This window comes from Infirmifilum sp. (assembly GCF_049970975.1).
Taxonomy (GTDB): Archaea; Thermoproteota; Thermoprotei; order Thermofilales; family Thermofilaceae; genus Thermofilum; species Thermofilum uzonense.
On record NZ_JBMFLX010000182.1, the window covers coordinates 1 to 2,011 of the forward strand.

General features: G+C 53.4%; 2 protein-coding genes and 1 pseudogene. 1 reads left to right on the forward strand and 2 read right to left on the reverse strand.

The features are described from left to right. Positions 1-746, forward strand: a pseudogene (locus tag ACP5KC_RS10315) (hypothetical protein); the annotation flags it as partial. Positions 747-839: 93 nt separating this feature from the next. On the opposite strand, the gene ACP5KC_RS10320 reads toward ACP5KC_RS10315, so the two are convergent. Further along, positions 840-1,070 (reverse strand): hypothetical protein, encoded by a 231-nt coding sequence (locus ACP5KC_RS10320; protein WP_428287529.1) that lies wholly within the window; start codon positions 1,068-1,070, stop codon positions 840-842. A 687-nt stretch (positions 1,071-1,757) separates the two neighbouring features. Continuing rightward, a complete protein-coding gene (locus tag ACP5KC_RS10325) occupies positions 1,758-1,850 on the reverse strand; it encodes an antitoxin VapB family protein (protein ID WP_428287530.1) in 93 nt (30 codons plus the stop codon). Positions 1,851-2,011: the final 161 nt, after the last annotated feature.

Here is a 2,011-nt window from a genome sequence, read left to right on the forward strand (position 1 = left end):
TTCGGCCGGGCTTCACGGCGAGGCTGCGGGATGAGGTCCTCGCAGTAGTGCCCGGCGGGGGGAACACCACGGTGGTTACGATCAAGGCGCTGAGGGACTTGCCATCGATAGCCGTGAGGGTTCCCGAGCGCCTTAAGCCGTTCGTCACGGTTGAGCCGGCCCAGGTGACTAACTTGAAGAGCGGTGAGACGGCAACCCTCACGCTACGCGTCGAGGTTCCGCCTAACGATATCTCGGATGCTATTGTGCTACAAGCAGTGGATAGTGTGGTCTTCCTTCCAATCAAAATAAGAGTTGTTAACAAACTTCTCATAGCGCAAGGGGCTGTCCCTACTGAAGTTTACGAGGGAAAAAGCATCACTCTAAGATATTACCTCTTTAACGAGAAAGGTGATGCTGTTTCAGGAGCAACGGTACGACTCCGCGTAAATGGGCAAACATACTCAGTGCTAGAATACGAGAAGGGATCCTACGTTCTCAATCTGACGGGGTTAGCTGCTGGAAGATATACGATAACCGCGGAGGCATCGAAAACCGGGTATGCAAACACGTCAATTTCCACGGTGCTTCGCGTACTGGTCATCGGCGATGTGAACAGGGATGGAGTTGTAGACTACAAGGATCTAGCAATAATTGTAGCTAATTACGGCATAGAGGTATACTCACCAGCCGATGTGAACAATGATAACACAGTCAATTATAAAGATTTAGCGATAGTCGTGGGAAACTATGGGAGAAAAACGTAAGAGAATGAGAATGGTAAAAAAAGTGGCCGAAGGCTTAGGCTCCATCGGAGCATGGGCACCACATGGAGCTACCATCCGAAATTTTACGCTTTGTCACGTTAGCCGGGATGTGGTGTCGGCTATGATGCCACGCTTTTTAAGGGAGTTATGAACATGCTCCGTGAGTAAAGGGATTATGGGGGCTGCAGCTACGAGGAAACTGCCTATAGTGGCGCTTAGCGGGCCCGCAATGAAGTCCTTAGCAATGCCTCCAGCTACTATCCAGCCTGCAGCGAAGCTGGCTGTAACGCCCTCGGGAGCGGGGAGTAGCACGCCGAGCGGCATGGGATGTCCACGGCGCTTCCGATGATGGATTGTCCCTTTTACTTACCCGTTCTATTCTTTCGAGAGAAGGGTAGGTTGAGATAGCCCCCGGCTGGGCGCCTCATGAGAACCCCGACCACGATTCCCACTTCAGTAGCTCATCCCCTTCGGACGCACGCTATAGCGGCAAGCCACGGTGAAGCTGAACAACAGCTTTAGCACCCTCGGAGGGGGTCTACGTAAAGGCCACTGGCATGGTCTCGAACCCGTGGGAGCGCGGCGGATATAACTCCTATCGAGGAGCTGAAGAGAGGACTGAGTGAGGAAATGGCCGGGGGGTTAGCCGCTGAGCGCGAGGTGCTGGTAGATCGCTTCGACCTCTTCGACGTCCTCTCCCTCGCGTCTCCCTTCCTCAGCCACAGGTAGTAGGCTCCCATGAGAAGCGTACTTCTTCAGAGCCTAGATCAAGATGTCCTCCGCTCCCCTGCTCTCCTTGCTCGGAGCTTTCACCGCCCTGCTGTTGCCCTTTTTCAGCTCAAAAAATGAAGGAAGTGTCGAGAAGGAGCCTCAATATCTCACCCTGAAGGAGCTCCTGACAGCCTTGACCACCTCCTCTAGATCCTCGACCCCCTCTCTCCTCGCTGCGACGAGCTCCAGGATCTTCTCCACCCTCCTCTCCACATCATGCGCGATCAGCCTATCGATTACCTAGGAGAATGTCTTGTCACCCTTGATGGCGACCAGCTTCCTGTAGACCTCGTCCGTGATCGTTATGGTCTTCATGCATTGTACGCTGAACACGATTTCATATAAACCTTTTTTCTTTGCTTTCGATCGGCCGGGCTCAGAGCCTGCGCGCAATGAAATCTTAGTGCTTATGCTTTGTCTTCAGACAGGGTAGCCCTGCGGGGTGGCCGAGGGGCGCATTAAAGCGCTTGTTGAGCTAAGTGATTTCGAGGAAC

Coding starts and splice junctions, on each gene's coding strand:
- ACP5KC_RS10320 (WP_428287529.1), bottom strand. CDS start 1,070: ATGCCGCTCGGCGTGCTACTCCCCGCTCCCGAGGGCGTTACAGCCAGC.